The sequence below is a fragment of the Nocardia sp. NPDC059154 genome, from assembly GCF_042755705.1.
In the GTDB taxonomy this organism is placed as follows: domain Bacteria; phylum Actinomycetota; class Actinomycetes; order Mycobacteriales; family Mycobacteriaceae; genus Nocardia.
Genome location: NZ_JBHZCS010000002.1, coordinates 29,343 through 35,250, shown reverse-complemented (window position 1 = coordinate 35,250; position 5,908 = coordinate 29,343). Strand labels below are relative to the sequence as shown.

The 5,908-nt window shown below is 68.9% G+C and carries 4 protein-coding genes; all 4 read right to left on the bottom strand.

Annotated features, from left to right (window positions below):
- Positions 1-4: 4 nt before the first annotated feature.
- Genes pyrF through ACFXN1_RS01830 form a run of 4 tightly spaced genes read right to left on the bottom strand, consistent with a single transcriptional unit; the run spans position 5 to position 5,746 of the window.
- Positions 5-829, bottom strand: coding sequence for an orotidine-5'-phosphate decarboxylase (gene pyrF / locus ACFXN1_RS01845; protein WP_379440067.1), 825 nt, complete (start codon positions 827-829; stop codon positions 5-7).
- On the bottom strand, positions 826-4,131 hold the full coding sequence (carB, locus tag ACFXN1_RS01840; RefSeq protein WP_379440066.1) for a carbamoyl-phosphate synthase large subunit: 3,306 nt from the start codon (positions 4,129-4,131) through the stop codon (positions 826-828). Before carB ends, pyrF begins: the two co-directional genes overlap by 4 nt.
- Positions 4,131-5,249, bottom strand: a complete 1,119-nt coding sequence (gene carA, locus ACFXN1_RS01835) for a glutamine-hydrolyzing carbamoyl-phosphate synthase small subunit (RefSeq protein ID WP_379440064.1) — start codon at positions 5,247-5,249, stop codon at positions 4,131-4,133. The genes carB and carA overlap by 1 nt, the downstream gene beginning before the upstream one ends.
- Complete coding sequence (locus ACFXN1_RS01830) at positions 5,246-5,746, bottom strand: transporter (protein ID WP_379400465.1); 501 nt, start codon at positions 5,744-5,746, stop codon at positions 5,246-5,248. Before ACFXN1_RS01830 ends, carA begins: the two co-directional genes overlap by 4 nt.
- Between the last annotated feature and the right edge of the window lie 162 nt (positions 5,747-5,908).

The following is a 5,908-nucleotide window of genomic DNA, read 5'->3' as shown; positions in this document are numbered from 1 at the left end:
GTATTCAGTTCTGCAGGAAGGCGAATTCCGCTGCGAGCTCGGCGACCCGCTGCTTCAGCGCGGCGACCGACGGCCCCGACCTGAGGACCTCGCGGGAGACGTTCGGCAGGACGGCGCCGAGGCTGCTCGCGGGGACCAGCTTGCGGATCGACTCCGCTCCCCCGCCCTGCGCGCCGACGCCGGGCATGAGGATGGGGCCGTTGAGCGCGCTCAGGTCCGGAGCCGCGTCCAGGGTCGCGCCGACCACCACACCGACGGAACCGAATTCGGCTCCGGCATTGGCGGCCGCGGCGTCGTCGACCATGCGCTGGGCGATGCTGCGGCCGTCGGAGCCAGTGATGTTCTGCAGTTCCACCGCCTCCGGGTTGGAGGTGGCGGCCAGCACGAACACGCCGCGGTCATTGGCCTCGGCGAGGTCCAGAGCCGGTGTGAGGGAACCGAATCCGAGGTACGGGGAGACGGTGACCGCGTCCGTGCCGAGCGGGCCGTCGCCGAGCCAGGCGTGGGCGTAGGCGTCCATGGTGGAGCCGATGTCGCCGCGCTTGGCGTCGGCCAGCACCAGGGTGCCCGCCGCCCGCAGTGCGGCAATCGTCTCCTCCAGCACCAGGATTCCGGCCGAACCGTAGGTCTCGAAGAACGCCACCTGCGGTTTGACCAGCGCCACCCGGCCCGCGAAGGCACGCACGCAGGCGTCGGCGAACTTTGCCACGCCCGCGGCGTCCTCGCTCAGGCCCCAGTCCCGCAGCAGCGGTGGATGCGGGTCGATGCCGACGCACAGCGGGCCGTGCTCGCGCATCGACTCCCGCAGCCGCGCACCGAAGGTCGTCATCCGCGCAGCACCGCGTGGAGTTCCTGCAGGGACCGCACGCCGATGCCGCCGCGAATGGTGGCCTCGATGCCCTGCACGGCCGCGGCCGCGCCCTGCACGGTGGTGATGCACGGGATGTTCGCGCCCACCGCGGCGGTGCGGATCTCGTAGCCGTCCACGCGCGGGCCGTTGTTGCCGTACGGGGTGTTGAACACGATGTCGACGTCGCCGTCCTTGATCATGTCCACGATGCTGGGCTGGTCGGCCACCTCGTCGGAGTGCTTGCGCACCTGATCGCAGGGAATGCCGTTGCGGCGCAGCATTTCCGCGGTGCCCTCGGTGGCGAGGATGCGGAAGCCCAGGTCGTGCAGGCGCTTGACCGGGAACACCATGGCGCGCTTGTCACGGTTGGCGATGGACACGAACGCGGTGCCCTCGGTCGGCAGCGAACCGTAGGCGGCCGACTGCGACTTGGCGAACGCGGTGCCGAAGTCGGCGTCGATGCCCATGACCTCGCCGGTGGACTTCATCTCCGGGGAGAGCAGCGAATCCACGCCGGTGCCGTCGGGGCGGCGGAAGCGGTGGAACGGGAGCACGGCCTCCTTGACCGCGACCGGGGCGTCGATCGGCGCGTAGCCGCCGTCGCCCTCGGCCGGGAGCAGGCCCTCCTTGCGCAGCTCGGCGATGCTGGCGCCCAGCGCGATTCGCGCCGCGGCCTTGGCCAGCGGCACCGCGGTGGCCTTGGAGACGAACGGCACGGTGCGGCTGGCGCGCGGGTTGGCCTCGAGGACGTAGAGCACGTCGTCCTTGAGCGCGTACTGCACGTTCAGCAGGCCCTTCACGCCGATGCCCTTGGCGAGCGCGGCGGTGGAGCGGCGCACGGCCTCGATATCGCTGCGGCCCAGGGTGATCGGGGGCAGGGCGCACGCCGAGTCACCGGAGTGGATACCGGCCTCCTCGATGTGCTCCATGACGCCGCCCAGGTAGACCTCCTCGCCGTCGCACAGGGCGTCGACGTCGATCTCGATGGCGTCCTCCAGGAACCGGTCGACCAGCACCGGGTGGTCCGGGGTGATCTCGGTGGCGCGGGAGATGTAGTCCTCGAGGGACTTCTCGTCGTAGACGATCTCCATGCCGCGGCCGCCCAGCACGTAGGACGGGCGCACCAGCACCGGGTAGCCGATCTCGTTGGCGATCTTCTTGGCCTGCGGGAAGGTAGTGGCGGTGCCGTACTTGGGAGCCGGAAGACCGGCTGCCACCAGGACATCGCCGAACTCGCCGCGGTCCTCGGCCAGGTCGATGGCCGCCGCGGAGGTGCCGACCACGGGCACGCCCGCGTCGGTGAGGCGCTGGGCCAGGCTCAGCGGGGTCTGGCCGCCGAGCTGGCAGATGACGCCCGCGACGGTGCCGGACTCGGTCTCGGCGTGGTACACCTCGAGCACGTCCTCGAAGGTGAGCGGCTCGAAGTAGAGGCGGTCGGCGGTGTCGTAGTCGGTCGACACGGTCTCCGGGTTGCAGTTGACCATGATCGTCTCGAACCCGGCGGCCGACAGCGTCTGCGCGGCGTGCACACACGAGTAGTCGAACTCGATGCCCTGACCGATACGGTTAGGACCTGAGCCGAGAATGATGACCTTCTCGCGTTCCTTCTGCGGCGCCACTTCGGATTCCGCGGCGGGATCCAGCTCGTAGGCCGAGTAGTGGTACGGGGTCTTGGCCTCGAACTCGGCCGCGCAGGTGTCGACGGTCTTGAACACCGGGCGGATGCCGAGGCGGTGGCGCAGCTCGCGCACGCCGCCCTCACCCGCGAGTTCCGGTCGCAGCGAAGCGATCTGGCGATCGGAGAGGCCGTAGTGCTTGGCCGTGCGCAGCAGCGGCTCGTCCAGCACGGGGGAGTCGATGATCTCCTGGCGCAGCTCCACCAGGCCCGCGACCTCGGCCACGAACCACGGGTCGATGCCGGAGGCGGCGGCCACGTCCTCGATGCTCGCACCCAGGCGCAGCGCCCGCTCCACCTGGTAGATGCGGCCCTCGGTCGGAACCTTCAGGTCGTCCAGGATGGCCTGCACGTCGGTCCACTCGCCGTCGGGCTGGGTCCAGAAGCCCGCGGCCTTGGTCTCGAGCGAGCGCAGCACCTTGCCCAGGGCCTCGGAGAAGTTGCGGCCCATGGACATCGCCTCGCCGACCGACTTCATGGTGGTGGTCAGCGTCGGGTCGGCGCCCGGGAACTTCTCGAAGGCGAAGCGCGGAGCCTTGACCACGACGTAGTCGAGGGTCGGCTCGAAGCAGGCCGGGGTCTCGCCGGTGATGTCGTTGAGGATCTCGTCGAGGGTGTAGCCGATGGCCAGCTTGGCGGCGATCTTGGCGATCGGGAAACCCGTCGCCTTGGAGGCCAGCGCGGACGAGCGCGACACACGCGGGTTCATCTCGATGACGATCAGGCGGCCGTCGCGCGGGTCCACCGCGAACTGGATGTTGCAGCCGCCGGTGTCGACGCCGACCTCGCGCAGGATGGCGATGCCCAGATCGCGCATCTTCTGGTATTCGCGGTCGGTGAGGGTCATGGCCGGGGCGACGGTGACCGAGTCACCGGTGTGCACGCCCATCGGGTCCACGTTCTCGATCGAGCAGACGATGACGACATTGTCCCTGCCGTCGCGCATGAGCTCGAGCTCGAATTCCTTCCAGCCCAGGATGGATTCCTCGATGAGCACGTTCGCGGTGGGCGAGGCGGCCAGGCCGCCGCCGGCGATGCGATCGAGGTCGTCGTGGTTGTAGGCCATGCCCGAGCCCAGGCCGCCCATGGTGAACGACGGGCGCACGACCACCGGGAAGCCCAGTTCCGCAACGGTTTCGCGGACCTCGTCCATGGTGTAGCAGACCTTGGAGCGCGCCGACTCGCCGCCGACCTTGGCGACGATGTCCTTGAACTTCTGGCGGTCCTCACCGCGCTGGATGGCCTCGAAGTCGGCGCCGATCAGCTCGACGTTGTACTTGTCGAGGATGCCGTTCTCGTGCAGGGCGACAGCGCAATTGAGCGCGGTCTGGCCGCCCAGGGTCGCCAGGATCGCGTCCGGGCGCTCCTTGGCGATGACCTTCTCGACGAATTCCCAGGTGATCGGCTCGACATAGGTCGAGTCGGCGAACTCCGGGTCGGTCATGATGGTCGCCGGGTTGGAGTTCACCAGCGACACGCGCAGGCCCTCGGACTTGAGGACGCGACACGCCTGGGTTCCCGAGTAGTCGAACTCGCAAGCCTGGCCGATGACGATCGGGCCCGAGCCGATCACCAGGATGTGGTTGAGATCGGTGCGGCGTGGCATCAGGCTCCTTCCATCAGCATGGCGAAACGGTCGAACAGGTAGGCGGCGTCGTGGGGTCCGGCCGCGGCCTCGGGGTGGTACTGGACGGAGAAGGCGCGGCCGCTCACCAGCTGCACGCCCTCGACGACACCGTCGTTGGCGCAGACGTGGCTGACCTCGGCCTTGCCGAACGGGGTGTCGAAGACCTCGCCGCGCTCGCCCTCCAGGGCGAAGCCGTGGTTCTGCGCGGTGATCGAGATGCGGCCCGAATGATGCTCGACGACCGGCACATTGATGCCGCGGTGGCCGAACTTCATCTTGTAGGTTTTGCGCCCGAAGGCGCGGCCCAGGATCTGGTTGCCGAAGCAGATGCCGAACAGCGGGATGTCCTCGCCCAGCACCTGCTGGGTGAGCGCCACCATGGCGTCCTGGGTGGCCGGGTCGCCCGGGCCGTTGGACAGGAACACACCGTTCGGGTTCAGTTCTTTGATCTGGTCGAAGGTGACGTTGGACGGCACCACGTGCACCCGCATGCCGCGCTGGGCGAACATGCGCGGGGTGTTGGACTTGATGCCCAGGTCCACCGCGACCACCGTGAAGCGGTGCTCGCCGATCGGGTCGACGGTGTACATCTCGTCGGTGGAGACCTCACCGGCCAGGTCCGCGCCCAGCATGGACTGCTGGCCGTTGACCTTGTCGACCATGTCCTCGTATTCGGTGAGCGACTCACCGGAGAAGATGCCCGCCTTCATGGAACCGCGGGTGCGCAGGTGCCGCACCAGGGCACGGGTGTCGATGCCCGCGATGCCGACGACGTTCTGGTTCTCCAGTTCGTCCTGCAGGGTGCGGGTGGCGCGCCAGTTGGAGGCGCGGCGCGCGGGGTCGCGCACGGCGTAGCCGGCGACCCAGATCTTCGAGGACTCGTCGTCCTCGTCGTTCCAGCCGGTGTTGCCGATCTGCGGCGCGGTGGCCACCACGATCTGGCGGTCGTAGCTGGGGTCGGTGAGGGTCTCCTGGTAGCCCGTCATGGCGGTACAGAACACCGCCTCACCCAAGGTCTGCCCGACGGCGCCGAAGGTCGTCCCGCGGAACACGCGGCCGTCCTCGAGCACCATCACGGCAGTATTTCCGCTGCTCATGCCTCGTCTCCCGTCTTCGTAGCTGCTGCGGTCCATGCCGGGTACACCGCTTTGTCGTCACCGCGGAAACCGGTATCCACCTCGGTTCCCGTCGGCAATGTCCAGCGAATCACCAGCACACCGTCTTCCGTCATTACCTTGCCCGCGTGCCCGCGCTCGGCGCGCACCGCGGTAATGGATTCCTGGGGAATCCAGATCGCCGCCGCGCCGTCCCGCTCCAGCAGGATGCCGCGCTCGAACCGGGTCAGTTCCGCCGTGGCGCGGAAACCCAGGTCGCCCACCGTGATTCGCTGAATCCAGCTGGGGGCGAGGGTGCTGCCGAGGTAGAGCCCCGTGGTCGGCTCCAGCAGCTGCGCGCCGCAGTCGGCGGGCACCGGCGGCAGGTCGCCGATCGCCGAAGCCTGCTTCTGGGCCCGCCGGGTCCACGCCCGGTACATCAGCCACAGGCACAGCGCGAACAGCACCAGCAAAACCAGTACCTGCAGTGTGCGCTCCATTACGGTCCTCCGTGTCCTCTTGGGATGAGCGAGGGGACCTGCGTGGTTACGCAAGCTGCCGCCTCCGGCCCCTGAGCGCTCATCCCGTGGTTCCCCACCCGCCGCTAACCGGCGACGATCTTGCCGTCCCGGGCGGTGAGCCGGCCGCGCAGGAAGGTGGTC

Bases quoted from the DNA above. Each gene is read 5' to 3' on its own strand.
- carB (WP_379440066.1), bottom strand. From the start codon at position 4,131: ATGCCACGCCGCACCGATCTCAACCACATCCTGGTGATCGGCTCGGGC.
- pyrF (WP_379440067.1), bottom strand. From the start codon at position 829: ATGACGACCTTCGGTGCGCGGCTGCGGGAGTCGATGCGCGAGCACGGC.
- ACFXN1_RS01830 (WP_379400465.1), bottom strand. From the start codon at position 5,746: ATGGAGCGCACACTGCAGGTACTGGTTTTGCTGGTGCTGTTCGCGCTG.
- carA (WP_379440064.1), bottom strand. From the start codon at position 5,249: ATGAGCAGCGGAAATACTGCCGTGATGGTGCTCGAGGACGGCCGCGTG.